Consider the following 25,781-nt stretch of genomic DNA (forward strand, 5'->3'; position numbering starts at 1 on the left):
TCCCTCCCCCCTAGAAACGATCTTCCTGTCGACCTTTAAGCTGTCTCTCTAGGGTTATAATCTCACTTGCTATTTGTGCTGCTGCCAAAAAATCTCCGGTACGCTCAGCACGCACCATTTCTTCTTTCTTGCGCTCAATATCCCGATACTGCGGAACTTTGATAATGTCTTGAATATAAGCATCCATCGTTGTATCGTCGAACGGGAAGTCACCGTCCATCATCAGAATCGATGCAGCTGCGCGTTCTAATCGGTCGTCATGCAGCGTTGCAATAAAACGGCTGACATCCGGATCATAGCCTTGAGCAAAATAAGCGTATAAATAAGCAGCAAGAGCTGCGTGATCCTCAACATTAAACGCATCACCCAATCGTTCATGAACCGCCTGAGCTACATCCCGATCCCGCATCATAACATGCAGCAACCTTCGTTCTGCATGCGTGTAAGCGGGCATAAGAGTAGGCGGACCGGACTTTCGGGGCTTTTCATTCCTACCATTATTCCACGAATTGTCGTTATTATCCCCTTGCGGTTTCTTTTTTTGCAGCTCCTGCCTGATTTGATGACAGTCCTGCTTTAAGGCGTCAAGAGAGATATCGAACTCACGGGAAATTTCCTTTAAGTAGACTTCGCGTTCCGTGGATGAATCAAGCTCCGCAACAATTTGTACCGCTTCAAGCAGATAGTTCTTTCTACCTTCTTCTTTTAGCAGTATATGGTTTTTCCTTGAATATATAAGCTTAAATTTTGTTACGGAAACAGGCTGGTCCATCGTCTCCCGCAAGAACGCCTCTGGTCCGTATTCGCTTATATAATCATCGGGATCCTTTCCTTTCGGAAGCATCGCCACCGATACCCTCAAGCCTGCGCTCTCCAGCATCGGAATTGATTTGAATGCTGCTGCTTGTCCTGCGTCATCACCGTCGTAACACACGATGACCTCTTCGGCCTGGCGTTTCAGAATGGCGCAATGTTCTTCGGTTAAAGCCGTGCCCATCGTCGCTATTCCATTCTTCACGCCTGCGCTCCATGATTTGATGACATCCATGTAGCCTTCAAACAAGACGACCTGCTTACTTTTTCGGATAGCCGGCCGCGCATAATGCAGGTTGTAAAGTGTTCTGCTTTTCGTAAAAAGCATCGTTTCTGACGTGTTCAAGTATTTCGGCTGTCCTTCGCCTATAATGCGACCCGCAAACGCGGTAGCTTTGCCGTCTCGATCCCAAATCGGAAACATGATGCGATTGCGAAACCGGTCCACATATCCACTCCCGTCAGCTTTTGCCGAAAGCAACCCGCCTTTTTCCATCAGTGCCAGATCAAAGCCCCGGTTCCTTAAAAAACGAGCGAGCAAGTCCCATTCCTCTGGCGCATAACCAATCATAAAATGATCAATTAGCTTATCGCTAAGTCCCCGCTCCCGCAAATATTGCTTTGCGGCCTGACCTTGCTTCGTATTATTGAGCACATGATGGTAAAGTTTGAGCGTAAGCTCATGCGCTTCAATGATTTTGGCCCGGTCAGCATCATGCGGCGTTGGCTTGCTTCCGTCAGGCGAGGCCCAAGTAACGGGCATGCCTGCATCGAGAGCCAGCACGCGAACGGCTTCAGGAAACGAATAGCCTTCCATTTCCTCAAAAAATCGAATGACGTTTCCGCCCTTCCCGCAGCCATAGCAATGGTAAATTTGGAGCTCCGGCGTCACTGTAAACGAGGGAGTCTTCTCCGAATGGAACGGACATAACCCCTTCATATATTTGCCGTGCTTCGTGAGATGAACATATTTCCCGACCGTCTCTACGATGTCATAATGCTTGCGTACCGCATCAATGACCTCTTCCGGTATTTTATTACCGTATGTCATCGTTCATCACCTTCATCCTAGTAACACGTAAATAATATTCGCTATACGTCATGGTTCTCCTGCTCATTTCGCAAAACTTTTGTCAACTTTTGTTGAAAACGATCACGATCGTCGTTATTCATCGCTTTTGGCCCTCTTGTTTTGCCTCCGGTGCGGCGTCGTTTAGCCAGCTCATGTCTCCGCTCCATCAAATAATCAATGTTATCGTCCGTGTACTGCTCTCCTCTAGGTGACAAGACGATTGCGCCCTTGCCGATAGCTATGCAAGCCAGCCCGAAATCCTGCGTGACAACAATATCTCCGCGTGCGATATGGTTAACGATATACAAATCGACGGATTGATTGCTCCGGTCAACCTGTACAATATCTACGCCTGGCTGAGGCTCCAACCTGTGGTCATGTGAAGCAACCATAAGCACCCGTACCGAGTATTGTCTTGCCGTTTCGCCTATTTCAGTTTTTACCGGACATGCATCCGCGTCGACTACAATAGTAGGTTTCTCATTCCGAATAGATGATCACCGCTCGATTTCAAATTCTTGTCCTATATTATTATATACGGCATAACTGTAAAAAATCCTTCCGGCGCCTTTAAGGCATGCGTACATATTCCATAATTAAGCTTGCCGTTTCTTCAACCGCACGGTGCGAAACGTCAATGACTACGCATCCGAGCTGCTTCATTATGTTATCGGCATAGAGAAGCTCTTTTTCAATACGGTCAGTCGTAGCATAGGATGCATTATTCGGCAAACCAAGCGCTTTGAGCCGTTCCTTACGAATGGTATTCAGATAAGGAACACCGATCGTAAGTCCAATTACTTTGCGCTTAGGAAGCTTAAACAATTCTTCCGGCGGCTTTAATTCCGGCACAAGCGGTACATTTGCCACTTTGAATTTTTGGTGGGCAAGGTACATGGACAAGGGGGTCTTGGACGTTCGCGACACTCCTACTAATACAATATCGGCTTTCAGTACACCCGAAGTATCTCTTGCGTCATCATATTTAACCGCAAATTCGACCGCTTCAACCTTTCGGAAGTAATCCGCGTCAAGAACGTGGTTAAGTCCAGGTTCTTGACGGGATTTTCGGCCAGTTCGCATTTCAAGCGTTTCTATAAATGAACCCAAAAGATCGATAGCAGCGACATGATCAGTCTCGGCTAGCTTTTTCATGCTGTCACGGAGATGGGGGATGACTAGCGTATAGATCACGATGGCATCGACCTGCTTTGCCTGCTGAATAATTCGCTGCAAGCCTGCTTCCTCGGTAATAAAAGGAGCTCTGCGAATCTCCGTATGGAGCGGATGAAACTGTGCTATAGCTGCGCGTACGACAAGCTCACCCGTATCACCAGCTGCATCGGATACGACATAGACGATTACTTCCGGATTTAAACGAGACATTTTCCATCAACCTCCCGACTTCATTTATTACCAGACCAGCTTCGAGAAATCTGCAACAACTGCGATATCCCCTGCGATTCCAGCGAGCGTTGACAAACGGTTCGCTCGAACGGCCTCATCGGGCGCCATGACCATGACATTTTCAAAATAGGTATGAATATAAGGCTTCAAAGCTGACAAAGTATGAACCGCTTTGGAGATATCTCCCGCTTCCACTGCCTCTTTGAACACCGGACGCTGCTGCAGCCATTTTTCATATAGCTCGGTTTCTACTTGCTCGCTAAACAAAGCGGCATTCACCGTCGTTGCAGCCGCTTTGGAGCCAAGGTTACTCACGCGGTTAAACTGCTCAACCGTTTGTTTGAAGTCTGCGCGGTCCTCTCCTGCTGCCAATGACTGAACGACGTTAGCGCGCTCGATCGTCGATTTCAAATCCGTGAAGCCTGACGCCATAACCGCATCAACGACATCGTAACGAACGCCTTGTTCGGACAGCACGTTTTTGACGCGAAGCGCAAAGAAATCAGAAAGATCCTTGCGAATGTCAGCTGCTGCACGTTTCAACCCGCGGCTCTCATGAACAGCCAACGAAGCATCATACAAATCGTTTAACTCAAGCTTTAAGGAGTGTGCCAAAATAATTTGAACGATTCCCGCTGCTTGTCTCCGGAGCGCATACGGATCCTGGGAGCCCGTCGGAATGATCCCGATGGAGAAGCAGCCGACTATCGTGTCGATTTTGTCTGCCAAGCTTACGATCGCTCCCGTTAATTCGGACGGCGCCAGATCGCCGGCAAAGCGCGGCTGGTAATGCTCATTAATGGCTTTCGCTACCGATTGGCGCTCCCCTGCTTTAAGAGCGTAATCTTCGCCCATGATGCCCTGAAGCTCAGGGAATTCATAAACCATTTGCGATACGAGATCGAATTTGCAAATATCCGCAGAACGGCTTATATCTTGGGATTGCTGCTCATCGATTTGCAAATGCTTGCTTAATAGGTCGGCTGTCGCGCGAATACGTCTGACCTTGTCGGCAACTGAGCCTATTTCTTCGTGGTAAACGATATTCTCTAGCTTGGAGAGCGCATGCTCGATTGTCAGTTTATGGTCTTCCTCATAGAAAAATTTTGCATCGGAAAGCCTTGCGCGCAGCACCTTTTCGTTGCCTTTGGCAACAAGTTCAATCGATTTCAGATCGCCGTTACGGACGGTAACGAAAAACGGCTGCAGCTGTCCTTCTCCGTTGAAAACAGGGAAATACCGCTGATGCTCGCGCATGGATGTGATGAGCACCTCTTGCGGAATATGGAGAAACGCCGGATCGAAGCCGCCAAATAAAACATTAGGATATTCCACCAGGAATAATACTTCTTCCAGTAAATCTTCTTTGATTGCGATTTCCCAGCCCTTTTCCTTCGCAAGCTGGTCAATTTGAGCGACGATTAGCTCTTCGCGTTCGCTTACGTCTGCAATAACATGCTGTTCGCGCAAGCGCTCCACGTATTGTGCAGGCTCTTGAATCGTCGTATCCTCTCCAAGAAAGCGATGTCCGCGTGATACGTTGCCAGTCTGAACGCCTGTAATTTCAAACGGAATGACATCTTGGCCAAATAACGCCACAAGCCAGCGAATCGGTCTTACGAAACGCAGTTCATGGCTGCCCCAGCGCATATTTTTGGGGAATGACATGGATGTAATCAACGAAAGCAAGCCCTCAGGAAGAACAGCAGCCGTTTCAGCGCCTACGCTGCTTTTATTCGCATAAACATACTCCACGCCTGCGAGTTCTTGGAAATAGAGCTGCTCGGGTTCTACGCCTTGGCTGCGGGCGAATCCGAGTGCCGCTTTGCTCCAATTGCCTTGGTCGTCCTGGGCAATTTTCCGGGATGGTCCTTTTGCCTCTTCATTCATATCAGACTGCTTCTCAGCTACGTCTTGAATCAGAACCGCAATCCGGCGAGGTGTCGCAAAAACATTCACGGCACCATGCTCAATACGCGAATCCGACAACCATTTTACCGTTTTATCCTTAAGCTGATTCATAGCTCCGCGAACAAACCGAGCCGGAACTTCCTCTAGTCCAATCTCAAGCAAAAAATCTCTAGTCATGCTGCTCCACTCCTTTCTTCAGCAACGGGAAGCCTAGACGTTCTCTTTCCTCGTAATAGGTTGAGGCGCAGGCACGCGCCAAATTTCTTACCCTCGTAATATAGCCCGTTCTTTCCGTCACGCTGATCGCGCCGCGCGCGTCGAGCAGGTTAAAAGTATGCGAGCATTTCAGAACGTAATCATACGCCGGAAATACGAGGTGATGCTCCATTGTTTTTTTCGCTTCTTCCTCATACATATTGAACAAGGAAAATAACATCGCCGTATCGGATGTCTCAAACGTATATTTGGAATGTTCATATTCAGGCTGCTTGAAAACGTCGCCGTAGGTTACGCCCTCAACCCACTCTAAATCGAATACGTTCTCTTTCTCTTGAATATAAGAAGCGAGCCGCTCCATGCCGTAAGTGATCTCGACGGCAACAGGATTAGCGTCAATGCCGCCTACCTGCTGGAAATACGTAAATTGCGTGATTTCCATGCCATCCAGCCAAACTTCCCAGCCGAGACCCCACGCGCCAAGCGTCGGTGATTCCCAGTTATCCTCTACAAAACGAATATCATGGTCATTGGCATCAATACCGAGCTGCTTCAAGCTTTCCAGGTACAGCTCCTGTATGTTGTCAGGCGAAGGCTTCAAAATAACTTGAAATTGATGATGCTGGTATAGGCGATTCGGGTTTTCACCGTAACGGCCGTCTGCTGGACGACGGGATGGCTCCACATAAGCGACATTCCACGGCTCAGGACCAATCGAACGCAAGAACGTCATAGGGTTCATCGTGCCGGCACCCTTTTCCACATCATAAGGCTGTACTAAAATACAATTTTGTTCAGCCCAGAATTGCTGCAGCGTTAAAATCATTTTTTGAAAATTCATTGCTGATCCTCTCCTTCTTCCTCTGTATTCTGTCCTTATCGGACATTTTCCTCTGATTGGCATAGGCGATGATACGCAAAAAACTCCCGTCTCTACGCCTGCTGCCAGACGTAGGGACGAGAGTTAAATTCCCGCGGTTCCACCCTACTTGGTTAGCTCCTTACGAGCAAACCCTCTTTGTTCGATACGACTCCAGAGTGCCCTTTCATCGTTTTGTCCGTCTGGGCTTTCACTTTTCCCAGCTCGCTAAGCTTGTCGACATAAAACGATTACTTTCTCCATCATTGCCCCATATTCATATTGCATTATTTTATGCTTCTTTATGGTAAATGTCAAACATGCCATACAAGCAATCTAAGAAAAGCGACTAATGGCTGTGAACCTCTTTCTTTGGACTGCTTTGACCGGTACGACTGCCCAATATGTCTTTCATTCCTGCATTACCCATCATGAGAACACAGAGGAAGGCAAGGCCCGCCGGGATGATAGACCATAGAAAAGTGACAGAAACCGAATCCGATAATGCGGCTACGATTTTGTCCATGACAGCCGGAGGGATTTCGGCCCGCTTCTCCGGCGAGAGCAGCTCACGCGCATTTTCTGTCATTTGGCCCTGCCCTTCTCCGCCTGCAAATGCCTCAGCCATGCCATTCGTAAAGTGGTTGCGCTGAATGATGCCGAAAATGGTGATACCTACGGTCATCCCGAGTGATCGGACGAATGACATCGTAGACGTGGCGCTCCCTCTTTGACGCATTTCAAATCCGTGAATGGATGACATGCCAAGGACAGAGAAGGAGAATCCGATTCCGAAACCTGTCAGGAACATATATACCCACAAAATGAAACGGGTCGTTTCCGGCGTAATCGTTGATAATAGTACGATTCCCGCTATGAAAATAACAGCCGAAATGATCATTACGTTACGATACGGCATTTTGTTAGCGAGGAAACCGCCGAGCTGCGCCGCAAAAACAGATCCGAGCGTCATAGGCAGGAGTGTCAAGCCGGCACTGACTGCCGTGCCTCCGAATACGCCCTGCACGAACATCGGTATATACAGCGCTGCCGTTATAAATGCCGCCCCATAGAACAAACCCGCGCCTGTACTTGCTGCAAATAGCCGCTGTTTAAACATTTTGAATGAAATAATCGGTTCTGCTGCCTTGGTTTCCACAAACAAAAATATGCCAAGCAACACGGCAAAGCCTGCGAATAGACCAATAATTTGCGCTGAATCCCATGCGAATTCCGCTCCGCCAAGCTCTAGGGCAAACATAAGACAAACAATGGAGCCCACGAGCGTTGCCGCACCCCACCAATCGATTTTTTGTTTGGCGTGGGATAGCGATTCCTTATAATAAATAACGATAAACGCAAGAGCAACGAGACCAATTGGAATATTGATATAGAAAATCCAACGCCAGTTGATGTATTCCGTTAAATAGGCGCCTGCGAGAGGACCGAACAAGCTGGACGTTCCGAATACCGCTCCGAATAAGCCGCCCATTTTCCCGCGTTTTTCCGGTGGGAAAATATCAAATACGATTGCAAAAGCGATAGGCATCATGGCTCCCCCGCCAATCCCTTGGATAGCGCGGTAAATCGTTAACTGCGTGATCGATTCAGCCGTCCCGCAAAGCACGGAGCCGATCAAAAACAATGATATGCCGAGTACGAAAAAACGTTTCCTGCCGTACATATCCGACAGCTTTCCGAAAATAGGCATCCCTGCCATTTCGGTTACGAGATAGGCGGACGTAACCCACACGTATTTGTCCAAGCCGCCAAGATCCGATACGATCGTGGCCATTGCAGTCGATACGATCGTGTTATCAATCGATGCGACAAGTATGCCCAGCAAAAGGCCGGCGACGACGAAACCCAGTCTATTTTGTCCTGTAGACATCAGGTAAATCCCTCCATTTAATTACGAATCTAAAATAACCTTTCCCATCATAATGCAAGTCGTCTATTTATGTAAACCTGCAGTAGGATGAGTGCTTCCTACAACTTAAGACGGAGGTAAAACCGGATGTATTCAACCTAAATCAATAAAAAACAGTTACATTAACTTATCCAATTGATCCAGAAAATTGCGCGATTTCAGCTGCAAGCCCAGATGAGTGTCCATAAGCTTGCGCATGGAAAGCTTAAGCTCTGCTTTCGTTTCCGGCTTGACCTGGATAGAACCCAGCCGTCTCATATCCATTCGACGGAAGAGGCGCAGCAGCTTATAGGCTCCCTCCCCCAGCGGAACCGAATGCGGATCCTTGCCTTTGCATCTCGTACACAAAATGCCGCCTGCATAAGGCGAAAGCGTAAAAGGTCCGACAACGTTGCCGCAGCTAACGCATTCATCTAAGGCCGGTGCATAACCGGATAAATCCAAAATGCGCATTTCGTATAAATGTGTCACAATTTGGGCGTCTTTGCCTTCTTGGAGCGCAGCCAGACACGCCTTCAGCTGCTCAAAGTGAAATCCTGTTGCTTCGTCATCCTGCAGCGAGCGGTCCGTAAGCTCCGCTACATAAGATGAATAAGCGGCTAAATCTAATTTTTCACGCAAAAGATGGTGAGATTCAATAATCTCACCATGGTTGAGCGTACCGAGCCCGCTGCTACGAAAATAAACGAACTCCCCATATGTAAACGGCTGTGCAAGCGATGAATGCTTACTCTTCAACTTCTTGGCACCGCGTATTAAAACGCCTGCTTTACCATTCGTTTTCGTGAGCAGCGTCACGATTTTGTTGCCTTCCCCATAATCCATGCTACGAATGACGATCCCCTCAACACGATACAGCATTGCTTAAACTCTCCCCTGAAAGCAGAAACGCAAGCCCGCAGTCCCATGGCTGCGAGCTTACGCTTAGCGGTTAAAGATCGCTAACGGATGAATGCCTCATCTGATAACGTATCTTTTCAAACCTCTATTCATGATCAATCGATACATAATTCTATGAATGCATTAGCCTGAGGCGTCTTCGACTTCAAGCGGTGAAAGCTCCTCATGCTCGCTGGCTAACGTATCGGAGCCGCCTTCTGCACCATATTGATTCACTTCCCTGTAGAGCATGAAAGATTCGACATCCCCGGTCAACGTAAAATACTTCCACGAAAAATTTCGCATACGTATTCATCCCTTTCCGTCCCCTGAAATGCTGCTTCAGACGGTATTAGGATGCGATAAACCGCGGCAATCTATCCTTACAAAATACGTCAATTCTGTTTAATCATGCCGATAGCCAAGATCCTTCAGCACACGCTCCTGATTGCGCCAATCTTTCTTAACTTTGACCCACAGCTCCAGATATATCCGCGAACCAAGCAGCGCTTCAATATCTTTGCGCGCCTGTTTTCCCACTTCCTTCAGAAGCTCCCCTTTTTTGCCGATGATGATGCCCTTTTGAGAGTCGCGCTCAACAAAAATGACGGCTCCAATGTACACTACACCATTTTCTTTCACGCGCATATCTTCAATCGTTACAGCTATGGAATGAGGAATTTCTTCACGGGTCATATGCAGTATTTTTTCGCGGATAAGCTCCGAGCAAACGAACTGCTCCGGATGGTCGGTTATTTGGTCTGCAGGGTAATATTGCGGGCCTTCCGGCAAATAACGGGACAGCTGCTCCAGCAGCGTATCCACATTGTTGCCCTTAAGCGCGGAGATCGGAATAATCTCAGCAAATTCATGCAAATTGTTATACTGCGTAATCATAGGCAAAAGCTGCTCCGGCTCTACTTTGTCGATTTTATTCATGACAAGAAACACCGGCGTTTTCACCTTTTTAAGCTGTTCAATAATGAACCGGTCTCCGCCGCCAAGTCCTTCGGATGCATCAATCAGAAACAGTGCAGCCTCAACTTCTCTAAGAGCGCTCTCGGCAGTCTGCATCATGTAATTGCCAAGCTTGGATTGAGGCTTATGGATACCTGGTGTATCCAAAAATACGATCTGCGAATCGTTAGTCGTATAAACGCCGTGGATTTTGTTGCGTGTCGTCTGCGGCTTGTCCGACATAATTGCAATCTTCTGACCGATAAGATGGTTCATCAGGGTTGATTTCCCTACATTCGGTCTGCCAATAATCGCTACGAAGCCCGATCGGAATTTTTTGCTGTCACGGTCATTTGATGTTGTTCGATTCATATGTTTATTTAACGCTCCCTATTTTCTAATGAAGCCGGCGTGAAAGCACCCGGCAATATGCCTGATACGGTCGAAATCGTCCATAGACCGCTTAAATTGCCCATAATAACAGGCATGTCTGGCGCGCACAGCTCAACTAAAACTTGACGGCAAACGCCGCATGGCGCGATTGGTCCTTCGGTATCGCCAATAACGGCTATCGCCTTGAATTGACCCGGACGCTTCCCCCCGGCTATCGCGCTGAATAAAGCCGTACGCTCAGCGCAGTTCGTAGGACTATAGGCTGCATTCTCAATATTGCATCCTAAATGAATATGTCCCGCATCGTCCAGAAGGGCAGCGCCGACTCGGAAATTCGAATACGGCACGTAAGCGCGGGACATTGCTTCCTTGGCCGCATCCATCAAGGCCGAATATGATTCCGATAATCCTTCGTATGCCATACCGATCATCCCCTGCTCAAAGTTTCTATTCTTACCCTAAGATCAAACGCCATAAGGGCGGCCCAAGAATGAGCAGCCCTATTATCGCAGAAACGGCTGCCGCGATTAAAACCGCGCCGGCAGCAACGTCCTTTGCCACTTTCGCTACCGGATGAATGCTTGGGCTGGCAAGATTAACAGCTTGCTCGACAGCCGTATTAATCATCTCAGCGCTCATTACGACTGCAATCGCCAAAAGAATAATAGACCATTCAAGCGGCTTAAGCGACACGATTAATCCCAAAACACACGCACACAATCCTGCGAAAGCATGAAACCGCATATGGCTTTGCGTTCGAAGCGCAAAACCGATTCCGGAGATCGCTACGGCGAAACTTGCAATAAACTTCTGCATTAACGGGTAAGGCCGACCTGCTGTAAAATCGCTTCCTGCTTTGCGGTCATTTCCGCTTCGGTCTCATCATCCTGATGATCATAGCCGATCAAATGCAGAAAACCGTGCACGAACAAAAATCCGATTTCACGCTCCAAGGAATGGCCGTACTCTTCGCTTTGCGCAATAGCCGTATCCACGCTAATAATAATGTCGCCCAGCATGCCCGAGATCGGATCGGCATCCTCTTCATGCTCAACCTCGAAAATAATGTCGAGCTCGTCTACGCCATCTTCCTGCATAGCGAAAGACAAAACATCCGTCGGGCGATCGATTCCCCGGTATTCCCGGTTTAATTTGTGAATCTCTTCATCGTTAGTGAACGTTAACGAAACCTCGCCATCCAGAATGCCTTCCGCTTCACCTGCCAGCTTCAAAAGCTTTTCCAAGGTAACAATCCATTCCTCCGGGATTTCCAGCTTATCCTGATCATTGCTCCAATCGAGTTGTAAACTCATGCCAAACGCTCCTTTGTTTTCACATCATCCGGATATTCGATACGTGAATGGAAGATGCCAATTACGCTTTCTTTAAGAGACTGCGCAATTTTATCCAGTTCCTTCAACGTTAAATCGCATTCGTTGTATTGGTTATCATCCAGCCTGCTTTTAATGATTTTGTGAATCATCGCTTCAACCTGCTCCACGGTTGGATTCCTAAGGCTTCTAACCGCTGCTTCGACGCAATCGGCTATACCGACAACCGCCGCTTCCTTCGACTGGGCCTTCGGTCCGGGATACCTGAAATCGTCTTCCGTGAACGCCGGCTCAACGCCCTGCTCTTCAGCCTGCTTTATCGCTTTGTAATAAAAAAACTTAAGCGACGTCGTCCCATGATGCTGCTCTGCAATATCGCGGATAGGCTTAGGAATATTATGTCCCTTCAGCATGTCAACGCCGTCTCTTGCATGAGCCACGATAATTGATTTGCTTAGCTTCGGATCAATCGTATCGTGGGGATTTTCAATATTGGACTGATTTTCGATAAAATAATTCGGCCGCTTCGTCTTTCCGATATCATGATAAAACGAACCGACTCGGCATAATAAGCCGTCCGCGCCGATGGCTTCGGCCGCCGCCTCTGACAAATTGCCGACCATCACGCTGTGATGGTAGGTGCCGGGCGTTTCCGTAAGCAGCTTGCGCAGCAAGGGATGATTCGGATTGGAGAGCTCTACGAGCTTCAGCGCAGATAATATACCGAACGTAATTTCGAAAAACGGCATCAAGCCGATGACGAGCACTGCCGTAATTAATCCGCTGGCGAAAGCAAAGGCAACCGAATACATAAACGGTGCGCGCTCAAGCTGCTCGGATAGCAGCAATATCGTTAGAACGGATAATGAGCCAAACAAGCTGACCATAATGCCTGCTTTTAAAATCGTCGACCGTTGACTCGCCCGGTGAATGGAGAAAATCGCGGCAAACGAGACGACAATGATGACAAAGCCATACTGAAAGTCGAAGATTTGATGCTGGCCCGTGTTTAAAATTACACTTCCCATTATCGCAAATAGAATGGAGCTGATCATGGCTAGATGCATATCAAGCAATAGTGTAATCAGCATGGTTCCAAGCGCGGCAGGCGCCAAATAGCCTGCATACGGAGCCGCGTCTGTCTGCGTCAAGGAAATAATTTGAATCGTTATGATATTGATCAGGAAAATTAACCAAAGCATCAGCAGCGATGCATTGTTATATTTGGGCTTGACTCCATTTATGCTCCCTGACTGATGCAGATACGCATAGAGCACGACGATAAACATCACGGACATAATCAATAGACCGAGCTGCGGCCAGTAGTTCTTCTTATCCTGAAGCAGTGAGGAATCTACAAGGAGCTTATATAAATCGGGCGTAATCGTCTGACCCCGTTTTACGATCAGCTCGCCCTCTTTGATAACGACAGGAGGCGTATTTTGTTTGGCTTGCACCATTGCCTCGTCTGTCGCTGCTTTGTCCAAAAATTTATTCGGCATGATAGCGAACCTGGCCAGTTCCTGCACGATTTCCCTGCTCGTCCGGCTTGAAAGCGAGCTTGCATTCACGAGCTCCGCCACCTGCGTCCGCGCAGTTTCGGCTTCCCGAAGCTGCTCGACCGTCAGCTTACGCACAATATCCCGAGCTACGTCGCGCATCTCGGTTAAGGTTTCGGCTGATAGGTTAGGCATTTTGTAAAAGGTTTCTTCCGGAATGGTGTACTCCTGTTCTTTGGCGACCAGCGACATTTCCTCAAGCAGCGTGTCGTTGTAGGTGCCTCTGCCCTTGTTAAGCTTAACAAAGGTGTCGATATATTCCGCATAACGTCCCGGTATTTCATTGCGGTAGATATCAATCTTGTTTTGCAGGGTTACTTGGTCGTCCAAATTCAACTGCTCGATCCGGACAAAAATTTGATCCACCAGCACCTCGTTGCGCAAGGGCACGATGGAATAAATTACATCGACTTTTTCAGCAGCATCCTCTTCCGCTTGGCGCGTCGCTTTCTCGTCTTTGATTTGGAAGGGCGCCTTAATATCCTTCTCGCTTACGGCGCCCTCCTCAATGTCGTATGTCTCGGGAACGAGATGCGAAGCTAAGCTGAAATAGAACAGCAGCACAAACATCAACATCAGCACCCAGCGAACGGCTGCACTCTGCTTCCAACCCGCCGTCTTAGATGGCAGAAAATTCCCCTGTTTTCCGGTCTGGTTTTGGTTCATGCAGCAGACATTCCTTTCTAGGCTTTGTTTTCAGCATCCCAGTTATAGGCAACAATAATCTTTTGAACTAACGAATGACGAACGACATCCTGCTCGGAGAAAAGGATAATTCCGATTTCCTCTATGTCCTTCAAAATACGCTGAGCTTCGATCAGGCCTGAGTTTTTGCCTCTAGGCAAGTCGATTTGAGTAACGTCGCCTGTAATGACCATTTTGGAGCCAAAGCCAAGCCTAGTCAGAAACATTTTCATTTGCTCGGGCGTCGTATTTTGCGCTTCGTCCAAAATAATGAACGCATCGTCCAGCGTACGACCCCGCATATAAGCAAGCGGCGCGATTTCGATCATGCCGCGTTCCAACGCTTTAACCGTCTGATCCGGCCCTAGCACATCATGCAAAGCATCGTAAAGCGGGCGCAAATACGGATCTACCTTCTCTTGCAAATCGCCTGGCAAAAATCCGAGGTTTTCTCCTGCCTCCACTGCCGGTCTCGTCAAGACAATCCGCTTCACAGAGCCTTCCTTCAAGGCCGCTACGGCAAGTACGACTGCCAAATATGTTTTACCGGTTCCGGCTGGTCCTATTCCGAATACGATATCCCGTTTACGGATCGTCTTCACGTAATGACGCTGACCGATCGTCTTTACGCGGATCGGCTTACCGCGGTAGGTTGTCGTGATTTCTTTCTTAAATAAGTCTAGCAGTTCTTCTGCCTGCATGGATCTCGCGAGCTCCAGCGCATAGGCAACATCCCGTTCCGATGGCTTGTAGCCGCCGCGAACAAGCTCTAAGAGCACATTGAAAAGCTGCTCAAGCGAATCAACCTCGTTCGAGGGTCCCGAAATGACAATTTCCGCTTCGCGCGAAGTAACTGAAGATTCCACCTGCGCTTGTACTAGACGTAAATAATTGTCCTGCGGTCCGAAAACCGCGAGTCCTTCCGCTGCGTTACCGAGCGGTATTCTTATTACTTTCGTTTCAATTTGCAACAATCCTCATTCTCCCTGCATCTGGACTAGTGGCATTTCTTTAACGATAGATTGCTCGACCTCAAAAAGAACTTTCATATAAACTTTACCATTGTCCGCCTTTTCATGCAAAACAATTTCATCCCGGATAACCGCATCGCTGCCCGCCTTAAGGAGGACGTTAGCTTTTGCCTGAAGGATTCCCGCGCTCTTTGCTTCCTCCTCCGTCAATTCCCTGTTCTCCATGCGCGTCTCCATGACGGTTTCCTTCATCCTGCCAATAGGCAAGGTCCAGTTGCGCCACGCAACCTTCTCCTCGTGACGAATCGCTTCCGAGGCGCTGTATCCATCCTTTCCGTAACCGCTGACCTGCAGCGCTCTTGAGCCGATGACAGCGAACCATTTTGTCTTTTTTTCTCCCGTGTAAACTTTAATCTGCTGCACCAGCGGCGAAGCAATTTCATATTCGTACCAGACGAGACCGCGAACGCTGCCTTTGGCGACGACGGTGCGCGAATTCTCTTCCCCGCCGATCGTTCCCGAAATCAGGATTTGATCCTTTTTCACCCGTGTATTTTTCCGTACGACGGGCCTTCCCGCTTCAGCGATAATTTCCGTAACGACAGCATCAGCTGCAGCCACAAGATGGCGTGGCGTGTTCAATGACGCTTGCTCGGGAATCGTTGACTCAACGACCTGGATTATGACCTTGGTGCCTTTTTTCTCGACGCCTACCCATGTTGACCCGGGAAGCTTGCGAACAAGCTGCTTGGACAGTACATCTGCGTCGGTAAGCCGGAAAGACCACTGCATGGGATACAAGCCTTCCTCTTTCGCGGCCTGCCTGACCTGATCCTCCGTCAGCTTGACGTTGCCCCTTACTTCGATGTTCCAAACCAAAGAGGAAAGCATAAAAATGATCGCAAAAAACAATACGATCCCGCCTGCAAAAAGCTTTCGGCGCTCAGCCTTTACCAGCAGAAACGGCAGCCCCTTCCGCTTCGTAACATGTACGCGGCAGCCTGTCTCCTTTAAATAAGGACGAAGGCCGAAAAAGTCGCTGACCGACAGCTCAAACTCAAGCAAGCCGCTGCTTGTCCAACGAATAGAAGACAGCTGCAGACCGCCGGCAAGCGCTCGGTTGACGAGCTGCTCCGCTTGTCCCCCCCTTATTTGAACGGTAACCGTTCCTTTTATCCAATTCGCCCCTTGTCCGCTCAATCCGTTCCCCTCCATTACGTTTTGCTGGCCCGACCCTTATTCATTTTTCTTTGTCAGGGTATGAGCTCAATGTTCGTTATTTGTCCTTCCACAAATACTTCCTCGGTCCAAATCGTGCGGATGACAAGCGAGCTGCCTGTTACTTCCAGCTGTCCTTTGCTTAATGCCAACCTAAGGCGCTCGCTTGAAAAATGCACGACGCCTCGATGGTTTTCGATATATAATTGCCGGTCTCCGATCATCGTAAGGCGAGGCAAATCAAAGACGACATCATGCGGCATATCAAGCAGCTCTGCTGTCACTTTGCGAAATTTCTTTTTTATACGGCGCATGTGCGAATCTTAGCCTCCTTAAGGTTTGTGATCAAACCTGCTTCGTAAGCGTTAACCTTGAGTTTGGCTGAGGCAGCCGAGCTGAAATTAAGCAAGCGAAGGGCTTTTTTCATGTACTGTACCAAAATATGCGATGAACCGGATAAATATGGCTGTAAAATAAAAAAACCGCCGAAGCAAAAAGCTTCGACGGTCTAATGGTTATTTCCGAAATGGTTTTTTTGAGCGGGGCGGACCTAAAATTTCAGCCCATATTACCGCTCTGCGCAAATCCTGCGAGCGGGTACCGTTTGTTTCGGTGCGCTCACTTGCAGATTTGCGTTCTGCTGCGTCAGATACTATTGCCTTGTTTGATGCCGCCGATTGCAGCGCCTGATGCAGAGACGCAATCTGCGGGCTCTCAGCATGATTCTCCGTTTCTGTCGTTGCATGGACCGTCTTTTCAAAATCCTCGCGCTTAGTTTCCGTTTGTGAGCGGTAGAGAGTCTGTCCGGCAGTTCCAGCCGGACGCTCGCGATCTTCCTGCTCATTGCGGCCCTTCTGCGGATACAAGGTTCGCGGCAAACCGCCCCCGCCAAAGTCCGGCATGCGTCCAGGCTTATTTTTCGGTCCTGATTTTCGGAATAGGGATGCGAGCGCCCCAACGATAATGACAACGATAAATATGTTGTTCAGCAAAAATTCTATGATCCTCAATTTGCCTTCACCTCCAAGACGCATTCACGCTGCCAAAGCCATGTGATTAGTGTTCGTATCAGCGGCCGTCTTTCGGATCAGTTGGGCCTTCCTGCTTGCCGATAGAGCTGCGCATTTGCGTGTCAGCCTCTACGTTTTTCAAGTTCAAATAGTCCATCACGCCAATTTTACCGCTCCTGAGCGCCTCCGCCATGGCAAGCGGAACCTGAGATTCCGACTCAACGACCCGCGCTTCCATTTCCACAACCTTGGCTTTCATCTCCTGCTCTTGGGCTACGGCCATCGCGCGGCGCTCTTCCGCTTTCGCCTGGGCGATTTTTTTATCCGCTTCCGCTTGCTCCGTTTGAAGATGGGCGCCGATGTTTTTGCCTACATCCACATCCGCGATGTCGATAGATAAGATTTCGAACGCCGTTCCGGCGTCGAGTCCTTTACCAAGCACCGTGCGGGAAATCATATCCGGATTCTCCAACACATCTTTGTGAGAATTAGCCGAACCTACCGTCGTGACAATACCCTCGCCGACACGTGCAATAATGGTCTCTTCGCCCGCACCGCCGACTAGACGATCGATATTCGCACGAACTGTAACGCGCGCCTTTACCTTTACCTCAATGCCGTCCTTCGCTACGGCCGCAACGATTGGCGTTTCAATGACTCTCGGATTAACGCTCATTTGAACCGCTTGAAGCACGTCGCGTCCAGCCAGGTCGATGGCCGCTGCACGTTCAAAAATAAGAGGAATATTCGCTCGCTGAGCGGCAATCAAAGCATTTACGACGCGATCGACATTTCCTCCTGCCAGGAAGTGGCTTTCCAATTGGTTAATGTTAAGCCCAAGACCTGCTTTTGTCGCTTTAATTAAGGGATTGACGATTCTGCTAGGTACGACTCGGCGCAACCGCATGGCCACAAGCGTAATAATGCCGACCCTTACTCCCGATGCCAACGCCGAAATCCAGAGCATAATCGGAAAGAAGCTAAGAAATACGGACAGCACGATAATAACAACGACAGCTATAATTAAAAATGAAACGATAGGATCCATTGTCTCAAACCTCCAAATGGTTAATTTATTTAGTCACTTCTTTGACCACGACCCAGGTACCTTCCGCCTTTATTACCGTAACTACGCGATTCGCGTCAATAAACTCGCCGGAGGTCACGACGTCAATTCGTTTATCTCCTAAAATTACGGTTCCCGCCGGCCTCAACGGGGTTATCGTCGTTCCTTCGAGCCCTAGCAATGAATCCTTAAGCTCAGCGGATACGAAGCCTTGCTCCGTCGTCAGCTTGTCGCGCAAAATAAATTTATTCCATATTCCTCTCGATTTATTCATTCGCACGAATATAACGATCAAAATAATCGCGGCAACTAGCGCAATAACGATGGAGATGAATGCCGTCATGGGATCGGATGCCGCCGTGACCACGCCTGCGATCAACGCCGTGCTTCCGAGTATGCCAAGTATCCCAAAGCTTGGCACAAATACCTCGATCACAAGCATCGCTATCCCGATAATAAATAGAACGACCGATTCCATTCCGGCAAAGCCGGCTACGTAGTGACCGAAGAAGTACAAGCCAAACGAGATTAGCCCGATAATTCCCGGAGCGCCAAAACCCGGAACCAACATCTCAATTACGATGCCTGCGATGCCCAGAATAAGCAGTACCGTCATGACAACCGGATTAATTAGCCATCTTGCCGCATTTTCCGCAAGCGTGGGTTCAACCTCGATTTGCGTCCGTCCTTCCAGGCCAAGCCATTTGACCACTTCGTCTACGTTTGAGGCTGTATGCTCCGAATAACCAAGCTTCTCGGCTTCAGATGCGGTAAGCGAAAGGATGTCCCCTTTCTGCTTATCCCTGCCGATCTTGTCTTTCAATGCCAATACGACATTCGGATCAACCATCGCCGCGGCAATGCTTTTATCGCGTCCGTGCAAGCCTGCCGACTCGCTCATTTCGGAAGTCCAAAAGGAAACCGTCTTCGGATTGTCGATTAAATCACCTGATCCGTCTACTACCGCAGCAGCACCAATGGTGCTGCCAGGCTGCATGACGATGTTATCCGCATTCAGCGCGATGTAAGTTCCTGCCGATACCGCTTTACCTTCCACGAATGCGGTTGTCGGTATTTTATTCTCCCGGATAAAATGGCCAATCTGCTCTGCGTTAACCACTTTGCCGCCCAACGTATTTATGACAAGAATGACATGCTCCGCTTTTGCTTCTTCCGCTTCCCCATACGCTCTCTCCAAAAATGATTGAAGACCTGATTCAACCGTTTGTTTCACGGGAATCACATATACGGCGGGACCAATCTTGTCCGCAGCCTTCGCCCGATCGAACGGTGACCCGAATAACCCTGCAAGCGTCACCAAAAAAATGAGCATAAGCCATGCAATAGGAGTGACGGATAAGCTTCTTCGCCATCGGTTCGTATGCAAGAAGGTTCCTCCCTTTTTTTGTGTTGCTCCCTACTACGTGTACCCCGCCGGAAAGTTTCGTTTGACGTTTTCACGTTTTCAAGATTATACCATTTGTGCAGAAGCCGCACAAAAAAACACCCCTGTTAGGGGGTGTTTTGTGAGTCCGAATGTTTAGTTAGTTGAGATGTTGCTGTACGAGCTGATTTACTAGTTTACCGTCAGCGCGTCCTTTTGTTTTAGGCAAAAGGGCACTCATAACTTTTCCCATATCGGCTTTGGAAGAAGCACCGAGTTCATGGATGGTCTGCGTTACTATCTCTTGAATCTCTTCTTCAGTCAGCTGTTCGGGAAGGTATTGACTAATAATTTCAATTTCGACCTCAAGACCCGCTACTAAATCATCACGGCTGGCTTTTTTAAATTCTTGGAGGGAATCTTTACGTTGTTTGATTTCACGACTCAATATATCAAGCACTTCGTTATCGTCCAAAGGACGCTTGAGATCGATTTCCAAGTTTTTCACTGACGCGCGCATCATACGAATTACGGAAAGTTTAAACTTGTCCTGATTCTTCATGGCTTGCTTCATATCGTCGGTCAATCTTTCGCTCAGGTTCATTATGGAAGGATCCTCCTAAAACTTTCTCTTGCGCGCAGCCTCAGACTTCTTCTTGCGCTTCACACTTGGCTTTTCATAATGCTTGCGTTTTTTCACCTCAGCTAGAACTCCATCTTTAGCGATGGAACGTTTAAAGCGGCGAAGCGCAGCATCAATAGTTTCGTTTTTGCGAACTTTAGTTTCAGACACCAGTTTTCCCTCCCTCCGAAACAGACCGTCCAGAGCTATAACACGGTTTATCAAATTTCATTATATGTCAAACCAAAAGGCAGTGTCAACTTCATATATCCGCAAGCAGCGGAGAAAGTTTTGTTCCGCCCAAGAGATGGATATGCAAATGGTAAACTACCTGCCCTCCATCGGCATTTACATTGTTGACTAGACGGTAGCCAGACTCTGCGATTCCATGCTCCTTCGCAATCTCGCGGGCAACGGCAAACAGCTCGGCAACAACCTGCGCATCCTCATCCGTTACGTCGTTCATCGTTGGAATATGTTTTTTCGGAATGATAAGAATATGTACAGGAGCAGCTGGCTGTATGTCGTGAAAGGCAATGATTCTGTCGTTTTCAAACACCTTCTTCGACGGAATGGAGCCTTCAATTATTTTGCAAAAAATACAGTCCATATGGTTCACCTCCTGTTCATTAACCTTTCCTTATCATACCGAACTTCCGGGTGCTCGTCCAATCCCCCAAAAAAACGGCGGCAGGAATTCGCATTCCTCCCGCCTTCTCAGGTGCATGTCTTAGTAATAAGGCATTAGAGACAAAGCTAGCAGCGCACCCAAGAGGAAATATCTCGCGTATAAAACGCCTGCGCGGATAATGAATACCGTCTGCGCACCATCCGTCATGCGTTTGCGCAAGAACATAGCGATGCATATGATGCTCGCACCATTGCTTCATTTGCTCCTGATCCACTAGGGTTGGTTCCATCGTATCCGCCTCCTGTCTGTACATCTTATTCTCAGGTAGGCATTTGGCTACTGCATAAGCTTACGCGTCTTCAGCAGTTCTGCGCAGCTAGTTAGCTGATTTTTCCGTCATCAGGTCCTGCAACTGCTCTGCCAGTTCAATCCAATCAAGTCCGCTGGACAATCGGATAACCGCAATGCGGCTTTCGCCGATATTAGAGTTAAAACCGCTTAATATGCCGGAAATTTTTTCAAACGAATCTTTGAGTTCGGTAAGGTAAGCCCGATCGGCTTCGTTCAACGGACCCTCGTAACGGCCAATCTCTTGCAAACCCGTTTCTACGCCGCTGACGAAACTTGCAGGAAGCTTTTCATTCCATTTTCCAGGCTGGTCGGATAGGCTCGCTGCTTCTATTGCCAGTTCGGTCAGTGCCTGGCCTTTCGCAGTCGCTTTGCCCGCATCGAATTGCATCCCCAGTCGGTCTGCCATGGATTTGCTTGCAAGCAAAGCTTCGAGAAGCGGCTGCATTTCCTTAGCGTACTGCTGCGACCCGATAGCCGCCGCAAATATCCGCTGACCTTTCTCGTAGTTATTCTCCTGTTTGTGCTGCAAAAATTGGGAGTACAAAAATACGTTGCCGATTAAGCTGAATACGAGAATAACGAGTGTAATGGGCAACGCGATAGAGCGCTTGCCCGTCTTCTGTGGTTCCAACTTCTCGTCCTCCTTCTATTTTTAATTTTCTTTATTTAGCTGCACCGATTGCCCGCCATCGAAGAAAAAGACATGGCATTCATCCACTTTTCGACCAAGCACGGATTCGATTGCCTCTGCATACAGCTCCAGCTGGAAGCGATGACGTTCAGCGGCCTGCTCCCATTGCTGGTTATATATGCGGTCAGTCTTGTAATCCAGCAATACGACGCCAGCCGCATCCTCAAACAAGCAGTCGATTACGCCTTGAATCAAAATCGATTCCAATGCAAGCAACCCTTCCGACTTTGGATATACGCGGCTTGCGGGAAACATACAGCTGAAAGGAACCTCTCTTCTCACCCATCCGGCCGCCAGCAGACGCCGGCCAAGCCCGCTTTGGAAAAAAGCTGCGACAGCCGTCAGATCAATCGCTTCCGATTGCTTAGCGGTCAAGAGCCGCCGTTCAATCATGCTGTCCAGCGTATGCTTCAGCGTTATTTCATCTACGGGACCTTCCAAGGGTACATGCTGCATCAGCAAATGATTCACAGAGCCCTTCTCCGCGGCGGTAAGCGACTTTTCCTCCATGAAGGCCGGTCGTCTCATCCGGAATGTATAAGACGCTTCTGGCGCCTCTGGGGCTGCTTCCTTACCCGCTGCATCCATATTCACTCCACTTGGATCTTCAAGCGGAACGGCATCCTCCATGATATCGGAATAAAGTCTTTTCATTTCGGTTACCGATGTTTTAGCTGCAAGCACTGCGGCTTCCTGATGCGGATATTGCCATTCCAGCCGCGTGCGAAGCTCGGTATCCTCTTCAATGTCTTCCAGCAAGGAAAGCGTGGCTACAGCCTGCAGCCTGTCTTCCTTCGCTTGGTCCTGCTGATTGAGCGCTTCGGTCGCAGCCGCGGCCTCCGTACCGAATAGGGCAGCAGGAACAATCCCTGCTTGCCATTGCGGGGCGTTGCTGGCTGCCTGCTGCCTGTCTTCCATTTGCCGGGCTGCCAAAGGCCCCAGCCAATCGATAAAGGAGCGAGCCGCCGCCACCCTGAAATCCGGGAGATTTCCGTTAGCATCTACGGCAGCAAGCCAGCGCTTGAGTTTCGTCTCCGCGTCCGATACTGTCGCGACAAGATACATTTTCTCTTTTGGCCGGGTCAAAGCAACGTATAGAATCCGCATTTCCTCTGCGAGCATTTCCTTGCGCATCGCGCGGCGGATAGCCAGATAGGGCAATGTCGGATAACTGATGCGCAGCGCCGGATCAACAAAACGAGGGCCGAATCCAAGCTCCTTATGCTTCAGGAAGACGCTGCGCACATCCTGCTGGTTAAACAGCTTGCCTAAGCCTGCAACGAACACAACCGGAAATTCAAGTCCTTTGCTTTTATGAATAGACATGATGCGTACGACATCCTCCTGCTCGCCGAGCGCTCTTGCCGTCCCCAAATCGCCGCCGCTATCCCGCATGCGTTCGATAAATCTGAGAAAACGAAATAATCCGCGGAAGGATGTCGCCTCATATTGGCGCGCACGATCATGCAGGGCGCGCAAATTCGCCTGCCGCTGCGTACCGCCCGGCAAACCTCCAACGAAATCGTAATAGCCTGTTTCACGGTAAATCTCCCACAGCAAATCGGCAAGCGATCCTTGCCTTGCCTCCTCCCGCCAGCGGTCCAGGCTGTAAAGAAACAAGGAAAGCTTACTGCGGGTTTCCTGGTCGACCAGCAAATCTCCCGCCGCATGAAGAACGGCATCATAATACGTCGATTTCGACGCGTGAATGCGAATGCGGGCCAATTCCTCCGCGTTTAGCGAAAATAACGGCGACCGCAAGGCAGCAGCCAGCGGAATATCCTGATACGGATTATCGATGACCCTCAGCATGGAAAGCACCGTCTCGACTTCCGTCGCCTCAAAGTAGCCGCTGCTGAGCTCCGCATACGCCGGAATGCCGCTTCCTTGAAGCTCCTCAATGATGATCGGGGCCCATTGCTGTGTCGCGCGCAGCAGGATAACGACATCTCTCCACTGCATCGGCCTATTCTCCCGCCGTTTCCCGTCGTATACCTGAAAACCGCTCTCGATAAGAGACTTCAACTGCTGGCCGATCCAACGCGCCTCAAGCTGGGCGGTCTTAAGCTCCGATACCGACTCGCCTGACGCAGCGCTTTCGCTCTGCTCGCCTTCATCGGACAAATCGGATACCTCCGTATTTTCGGGGCCTTCAGTCTCTTCGTCATCCGAATCCGTTTTATTCAACACGGCAAATTCCACCCGGAAACGGTCTTCCGGCACAGGCACAGGATAGGCTGCCCCGCACACAAGCTCTGCTCGTTCGTCGTAATCCATCTCTGCGACATTCTCGCGCATAATGGCGCGGAATACATCGTTCACGCCATCCACGACCTCCTCGCGGCTGCGGAAGTTTCTTGCTAAATCGATACGCAGGCCTCTCGCGGTGTCAGAATCTGACCGCTTGCCCGCATCATGGCGGGAAAGGTATGACTTGTACTTTTGCAAAAAAAGCTTAGGCTCGGCCAGCCGGAAGCCATAAATGCTTTGCTTCACGTCGCCGACCATGAAACGATTGCCCGCGCCCGGCCGCTCGATTAACGAGACGATTGCTTCCTGAACCATATTCGTATCCTGATATTCATCGAGCAGGATCTCATCAAATTGCTGCTGGAATTCAATTGCCGCAATCGAAGGCAGCATCTGCTCCGGCGTGGACAAGGGATCTCTCAGAATACGTAAGCAATAATGCTCCAGGTCGCCGAAATCCAGCATTCCTTTTGCTCGTTTGGCCGCTTCGTAGCCTTGGCCGAATTCAATGACCAGCTCTGCCAGCGCCCGCATCAACGGTGCCAAATCCTGCAGCTCCGTCAAAAATTGTTCGGGCGTCCGGCCAAAAAGCTCCTCGGCAAGCGAGGTGATCAGCTTTTTCGCTTGGTCGCGAAGTTCTTTCACCTGCTCCTGCAGCGATTTGTCATATTCATCGCCGCGCATCGCTTTGAGCTTCCCGAATTGGATCATTTGGAACGGCTCGATCCACGTTTCCCAAGGCATCGTATGGATCATTTCGGCAAGACCGCCGATGATCTGCAAATCCTCATCAAAAGCAGCGGCATAAGGCGCCGGTCCGGCCGGCTGCCGCGTAAGCTCCAATGCTTGATGCAGGAGTGAGCCTGCGCCTTCAAGGGCTAGCTGAATATCGTTTTTCAGGCTGGCTACCCATTTACTGTTTTGCAAGTCCGTGACATCGGCAACGTTAAATGCTTCGGCTGTCTCCCGCAGCCAATGCTCCGGCCAAGGATGGCTTTGCGCAAAATCGAATAATTGCTGAACCAACCTATAAAGGGGCTCGTCGCCGCGCTCTCCGCCATATCGGTCAGCTAATCGGAGAAACGCGCCGTTATCGCCGGCCCCTTCGTATTTTTGCTCAAACAGCTGATCGAGTACATCAAGACGCATAAGTTCGCTTTCAGTCTCGTTCGCAATCCGAAAACCGGGATCTAGACCGATCAGCGGATAATAACGGCGTATGACGTCCATGCAAAAAGAATGGAGAGTCGTAATGGAGGCTCTGTTCATCAAAGCCAGCTGACGGCGCAAATGCTCGGAGTCCGGATTTCGTTCGAGCTCTTGCTCGAGAGCAAGCCGAATCCGGTCCTTCATCTCCGCTGCCGCCGCCTTCGTAAAGGTGGCTACGAGCAGTCGGTCGACATCGGAAAACGCGGATATTTTGCGAATAATCCGTTCAACAAGCACCGCGGTTTTGCCGGAGCCGGCGGCAGCAGCAACAAGGATATTCGAGCCGCTCGTAACGATGGCGTCCCATTGATCATCCGTCCATGTGCTGTTTTCCGGCTTTGGAGAATCCTTCGCTGTGTGCATCTTC

25 protein-coding genes are annotated in these 25,781 nt (G+C 49.4%); all 25 read right to left on the minus strand.

Going from position 1 to position 25,781, the window contains the following annotated elements; genetic code table 11:
* Window positions 1–10: 10 nt before the first annotated feature.
* A complete protein-coding gene (gene dnaG, locus ACN6MW_RS01200; RefSeq protein ID WP_419873870.1) occupies window positions 11–1,864 on the minus strand; it encodes a DNA primase in 1,854 nt (617 codons plus the stop codon).
* A gap of 41 nt (window positions 1,865–1,905) precedes the next feature.
* Window positions 1,906–2,376, minus strand: coding sequence for a YaiI/YqxD family protein (locus ACN6MW_RS01205; protein WP_364149769.1), 471 nt, complete (start codon window positions 2,374–2,376; stop codon window positions 1,906–1,908).
* 79 nt (window positions 2,377–2,455) lie between these two features.
* Window positions 2,456–3,271 (minus strand): pyruvate, water dikinase regulatory protein, encoded by an 816-nt coding sequence (locus tag ACN6MW_RS01210; protein ID WP_419873871.1) that lies wholly within the window; start codon window positions 3,269–3,271, stop codon window positions 2,456–2,458.
* Window positions 3,272–3,298: 27 nt separating this feature from the next.
* Window positions 3,299–5,380 (minus strand): glycine--tRNA ligase subunit beta, encoded by a 2,082-nt coding sequence (glyS, locus tag ACN6MW_RS01215; RefSeq protein WP_419873872.1) that lies wholly within the window; start codon window positions 5,378–5,380, stop codon window positions 3,299–3,301.
* Window positions 5,373–6,260, minus strand: a complete 888-nt coding sequence (gene glyQ / locus ACN6MW_RS01220; RefSeq protein WP_364149231.1) for a glycine--tRNA ligase subunit alpha — start codon at window positions 6,258–6,260, stop codon at window positions 5,373–5,375. Before glyQ ends, glyS begins: the two co-directional genes overlap by 8 nt.
* A gap of 367 nt (window positions 6,261–6,627) precedes the next feature.
* Window positions 6,628–8,169: an MDR family MFS transporter gene (locus tag ACN6MW_RS01225; RefSeq protein ID WP_419873873.1), complete on the minus strand. Its 1,542-nt coding sequence runs from the start codon at window positions 8,167–8,169 to the stop codon at window positions 6,628–6,630.
* Between the two features lie 156 nt (window positions 8,170–8,325).
* Window positions 8,326–9,069, minus strand: coding sequence for a DNA repair protein RecO (gene recO, locus ACN6MW_RS01230; RefSeq protein ID WP_419873874.1), 744 nt, complete (start codon window positions 9,067–9,069; stop codon window positions 8,326–8,328).
* A 162-nt stretch (window positions 9,070–9,231) separates the two neighbouring features.
* The gene (locus tag ACN6MW_RS01235) at window positions 9,232–9,393 is read right to left on the minus strand and encodes a YqzL family protein (protein WP_419873875.1); all 162 of its coding nucleotides are present in this window, start codon (window positions 9,391–9,393) and stop codon (window positions 9,232–9,234) included.
* 99 nt (window positions 9,394–9,492) lie between these two features.
* Window positions 9,493–10,416 (minus strand): GTPase Era, encoded by a 924-nt coding sequence (gene era, locus ACN6MW_RS01240; RefSeq protein ID WP_364149238.1) that lies wholly within the window; start codon window positions 10,414–10,416, stop codon window positions 9,493–9,495.
* An 8-nt stretch (window positions 10,417–10,424) separates the two neighbouring features.
* Complete coding sequence (gene cdd, locus ACN6MW_RS01245; RefSeq protein WP_419873876.1) at window positions 10,425–10,859, minus strand: cytidine deaminase; 435 nt, start codon at window positions 10,857–10,859, stop codon at window positions 10,425–10,427.
* 31 nt (window positions 10,860–10,890) lie between these two features.
* Window positions 10,891–11,253 (minus strand): diacylglycerol kinase family protein, encoded by a 363-nt coding sequence (locus tag ACN6MW_RS01250; protein ID WP_419873877.1) that lies wholly within the window; start codon window positions 11,251–11,253, stop codon window positions 10,891–10,893.
* Window positions 11,253–11,750 carry an rRNA maturation RNase YbeY gene (ybeY, locus tag ACN6MW_RS01255; RefSeq protein WP_419873878.1) on the minus strand — a complete coding sequence of 166 codons (498 nt, stop codon included), beginning with the start codon at window positions 11,748–11,750 and terminating at the stop codon, window positions 11,253–11,255. Before ybeY ends, ACN6MW_RS01250 begins: the two co-directional genes overlap by 1 nt.
* Complete coding sequence (locus ACN6MW_RS01260; RefSeq protein ID WP_419873879.1) at window positions 11,747–13,993, minus strand: HD family phosphohydrolase; 2,247 nt, start codon at window positions 13,991–13,993, stop codon at window positions 11,747–11,749. Before ACN6MW_RS01260 ends, ybeY begins: the two co-directional genes overlap by 4 nt.
* Before the next feature lie 17 nt (window positions 13,994–14,010).
* Window positions 14,011–14,982 carry a PhoH family protein gene (locus ACN6MW_RS01265; protein ID WP_419876240.1) on the minus strand — a complete coding sequence of 324 codons (972 nt, stop codon included), beginning with the start codon at window positions 14,980–14,982 and terminating at the stop codon, window positions 14,011–14,013.
* A gap of 6 nt (window positions 14,983–14,988) precedes the next feature.
* Complete coding sequence (gene yqfD, locus ACN6MW_RS01270; RefSeq protein ID WP_419873880.1) at window positions 14,989–16,182, minus strand: sporulation protein YqfD; 1,194 nt, start codon at window positions 16,180–16,182, stop codon at window positions 14,989–14,991.
* A gap of 53 nt (window positions 16,183–16,235) precedes the next feature.
* Window positions 16,236–16,514: a sporulation protein YqfC gene (yqfC, locus tag ACN6MW_RS01275; RefSeq protein WP_364149248.1), complete on the minus strand. Its 279-nt coding sequence runs from the start codon at window positions 16,512–16,514 to the stop codon at window positions 16,236–16,238.
* A gap of 201 nt (window positions 16,515–16,715) precedes the next feature.
* A complete protein-coding gene (locus ACN6MW_RS01280) occupies window positions 16,716–17,210 on the minus strand; it encodes a hypothetical protein (protein WP_419873881.1) in 495 nt (164 codons plus the stop codon).
* A 58-nt stretch (window positions 17,211–17,268) separates the two neighbouring features.
* The gene (floA, locus tag ACN6MW_RS01285; RefSeq protein WP_364149251.1) at window positions 17,269–18,258 is read right to left on the minus strand and encodes a flotillin-like protein FloA; all 990 of its coding nucleotides are present in this window, start codon (window positions 18,256–18,258) and stop codon (window positions 17,269–17,271) included.
* A gap of 25 nt (window positions 18,259–18,283) precedes the next feature.
* A complete protein-coding gene (locus ACN6MW_RS01290; protein ID WP_419873882.1) occupies window positions 18,284–19,663 on the minus strand; it encodes an NfeD family protein in 1,380 nt (459 codons plus the stop codon).
* Between the two features lie 157 nt (window positions 19,664–19,820).
* A complete protein-coding gene (locus ACN6MW_RS01295) occupies window positions 19,821–20,264 on the minus strand; it encodes a GatB/YqeY domain-containing protein (protein WP_139994357.1) in 444 nt (147 codons plus the stop codon).
* 15 nt (window positions 20,265–20,279) lie between these two features.
* Window positions 20,280–20,453: a 30S ribosomal protein S21 gene (rpsU, locus tag ACN6MW_RS01300; RefSeq protein WP_005547957.1), complete on the minus strand. Its 174-nt coding sequence runs from the start codon at window positions 20,451–20,453 to the stop codon at window positions 20,280–20,282.
* A 91-nt stretch (window positions 20,454–20,544) separates the two neighbouring features.
* Entirely contained in the window at window positions 20,545–20,892 is a 348-nt protein-coding gene (locus ACN6MW_RS01305) for a histidine triad nucleotide-binding protein (RefSeq protein ID WP_419873883.1), read from the minus strand.
* A gap of 19 nt (window positions 20,893–20,911) precedes the next feature.
* Window positions 20,912–21,202 carry a hypothetical protein gene (locus ACN6MW_RS01310; RefSeq protein ID WP_419873884.1) on the minus strand — a complete coding sequence of 97 codons (291 nt, stop codon included), beginning with the start codon at window positions 21,200–21,202 and terminating at the stop codon, window positions 20,912–20,914.
* Window positions 21,203–21,289: 87 nt separating this feature from the next.
* A complete protein-coding gene (locus ACN6MW_RS01315; protein WP_419873885.1) occupies window positions 21,290–21,895 on the minus strand; it encodes a hypothetical protein in 606 nt (201 codons plus the stop codon).
* A 21-nt stretch (window positions 21,896–21,916) separates the two neighbouring features.
* Entirely contained in the window at window positions 21,917–25,777 is a 3,861-nt protein-coding gene (addA, locus tag ACN6MW_RS01320; RefSeq protein ID WP_419873886.1) for a helicase-exonuclease AddAB subunit AddA, read from the minus strand.
* Window positions 25,778–25,781: the final 4 nt, after the last annotated feature.

Source organism: Pristimantibacillus sp. PTI5 (assembly GCF_048572955.1).
In the GTDB taxonomy this organism is placed as follows: Bacteria; Bacillota; Bacilli; order Paenibacillales; family Paenibacillaceae; genus Pristimantibacillus.

Bases quoted from the DNA above. Each gene is read 5' to 3' on its own strand.
- recO (WP_419873874.1), bottom strand. From the start codon at position 9,069: ATGCTGTATCGTGTTGAGGGGATCGTCATTCGTAGCATGGATTATGGG.
- dnaG (WP_419873870.1), bottom strand. From the start codon at position 1,864: ATGACATACGGTAATAAAATACCGGAAGAGGTCATTGATGCGGTACGC.
- yqfC (WP_364149248.1), bottom strand. From the start codon at position 16,514: ATGCGCCGTATAAAAAAGAAATTTCGCAAAGTGACAGCAGAGCTGCTT.
- ACN6MW_RS01235 (WP_419873875.1), bottom strand. From the start codon at position 9,393: ATGCGAAATTTTTCGTGGAAGTATTTTACGTTGACCGGGGATGTCGAA.
- ACN6MW_RS01260 (WP_419873879.1), bottom strand. From the start codon at position 13,993: ATGAACCAAAACCAGACCGGAAAACAGGGGAATTTTCTGCCATCTAAG.
- floA (WP_364149251.1), bottom strand. From the start codon at position 18,258: ATGGATCCTATCGTTTCATTTTTAATTATAGCTGTCGTTGTTATTATC.
- addA (WP_419873886.1), bottom strand. From the start codon at position 25,777: ATGCACACAGCGAAGGATTCTCCAAAGCCGGAAAACAGCACATGGACG.
- ybeY (WP_419873878.1), bottom strand. From the start codon at position 11,750: ATGAGTTTACAACTCGATTGGAGCAATGATCAGGATAAGCTGGAAATC.
- ACN6MW_RS01250 (WP_419873877.1), bottom strand. From the start codon at position 11,253: ATGCAGAAGTTTATTGCAAGTTTCGCCGTAGCGATCTCCGGAATCGGT.
- cdd (WP_419873876.1), bottom strand. From the start codon at position 10,859: ATGGCATACGAAGGATTATCGGAATCATATTCGGCCTTGATGGATGCG.
- ACN6MW_RS01305 (WP_419873883.1), bottom strand. From the start codon at position 20,892: ATGGACTGTATTTTTTGCAAAATAATTGAAGGCTCCATTCCGTCGAAG.
- ACN6MW_RS01310 (WP_419873884.1), bottom strand. From the start codon at position 21,202: ATGGAACCAACCCTAGTGGATCAGGAGCAAATGAAGCAATGGTGCGAG.
- ACN6MW_RS01210 (WP_419873871.1), bottom strand. From the start codon at position 3,271: ATGTCTCGTTTAAATCCGGAAGTAATCGTCTATGTCGTATCCGATGCA.
- glyQ (WP_364149231.1), bottom strand. From the start codon at position 6,260: ATGAATTTTCAAAAAATGATTTTAACGCTGCAGCAATTCTGGGCTGAA.
- glyS (WP_419873872.1), bottom strand. From the start codon at position 5,380: ATGACTAGAGATTTTTTGCTTGAGATTGGACTAGAGGAAGTTCCGGCT.
- era (WP_364149238.1), bottom strand. From the start codon at position 10,416: ATGAATCGAACAACATCAAATGACCGTGACAGCAAAAAATTCCGATCG.
- ACN6MW_RS01295 (WP_139994357.1), bottom strand. From the start codon at position 20,264: ATGAACCTGAGCGAAAGATTGACCGACGATATGAAGCAAGCCATGAAG.
- ACN6MW_RS01225 (WP_419873873.1), bottom strand. From the start codon at position 8,169: ATGTCTACAGGACAAAATAGACTGGGTTTCGTCGTCGCCGGCCTTTTG.